Annotated in this window: 1 protein-coding gene; it reads left to right on the forward strand. The window is 59.6% G+C overall.

Annotation, left to right across the window (positions count from 1 at the left end; genetic code table 11):
• The first annotated feature begins 102 nt into the window (after positions 1-102).
• Positions 103-1,137 carry an IS110 family RNA-guided transposase gene (locus AAE514_RS18420; protein WP_347333027.1) on the forward strand — a complete coding sequence of 345 codons (1,035 nt, stop codon included), beginning with the start codon at positions 103-105 and terminating at the stop codon, positions 1,135-1,137.
• Positions 1,138-1,446 lie beyond the last annotated feature (309 nt).

Below are 1,446 nucleotides of genomic sequence, written 5' to 3' on the forward strand. Positions count from 1 at the left end.
GTAGGGCGATGAGATGGTCTCCTCCCCTCTTTAACCGGCATCGCGATGTGCCAAGATAGGGAAGGAGAAGACATTCCTATCTGAAATGAGTGGGAGGAGACCATGGCAAAGCTTACAACGATTGGCATTGACCTCGCAAAGAACGAATTCGCACTGTACGGGCTGGGCCCGAAAGGCCAGTGCGGTTGGAAATGCAAGGTGCGCCGCAAGCAGTTACTGAACCGGCTTGCGAAGCTGGCCCCCTGCACGGTTGCCATGGAGGCCTGCGGGAGCTCGCACTACTGGGCAAGAACCATCCAGGCGCAAGGGCATACGGTCGTCTTACTGCCTCCGCAACACGTCAAGGGGTATTTGCGGGGGCAGAAGAATGACTACAACGACGCTCAGGCAATCGCCGAGGCCTGTGAGCACGGACGGATCCGTCCGGTACCGATCAAGAGCGTCGAGCAGCAGGATGAGCAGATGTTGCACAAGCTGCGTCGCAGCGTGAGCAACGAACGGACTCGGATGAGCAACCGGTTGCGAGGACTTCTTGCTGAATACGGGGTTATCATCCCTAAAGGGATAGCGGCCCTGCGCCGGGAGCTGCCCCTGGCACTGGAAGATGCCGAGAACGAGTTGAGTACTTGGGCCCGGCAGTTGCTGAATCGTCAGTACCGGCGCTTTCTGGAAGTGGAGCAGGAGCTGGCCTGGTACGACCAGGAGGTGGAGCGACAAGCCAAGGCGGACGAGGTCTGTCAGCGCCTGGATGAATTACCGGGTGTGGGCCTGATGGTCGCCAGCGTGCTCAAAGGCTGGATGGGTGATGGTCAGCAGTTCCAGCGGGGTCGGGATGCGGCCGCAGCGCTGGGGCTGGTGCCAAGGCAGAACAGCACCGGAGGCAAGGAGGTTTTGCTGGGGATCAGTAAACGAGGCGATCCTTACGTGCGAGCTCAGCTCGTGCACGGGGCTCGAGCGGTGGTCTCGCGGGTTGACCAGAAAAGCGATCAACTCAGCCGCTGGATCCAGAGAATCAAAGCGCAGCGAGGCGTGAACAAGGCCACCGTAGCGCTGGCGAACAAGTTAGTCCGCATGGCTTGGGTGATCATAGCCCGAGGCGAGCGGTACCGGCCACTTGAGGAGCGAATGGCCGAATAGGTTAACCAGGGAGCGAGTGGAGCAAGCAAGCGACACAAAGTAGACGATTACGGAGGTTACCCTTCCCTCAGGTTGCGAGGGTCACAGCGATCGATGGCACAACAGGTCAAACCGGCCTGCCGGAAACCTGGCTTATCTGAGGGCCCTTGAGGCCGTTAGGGCGATGAGGACGGCAGGCGCGGATCTTCCATCAAGGCCAGAGGCGACAAAGCCGCCTCGTGAAACAGGCCGGATATACGGACGCAAACCTGTCCCTGACATCGAGCACTGAGACCTTGCAAACGGGGAGGAGACCATATACGGATAAGC

The sequence above is a fragment of the Marinimicrobium locisalis genome, from assembly GCF_039822625.1.
Taxonomy (GTDB): domain Bacteria; phylum Pseudomonadota; class Gammaproteobacteria; order Pseudomonadales; family Cellvibrionaceae; genus Marinimicrobium; species Marinimicrobium locisalis.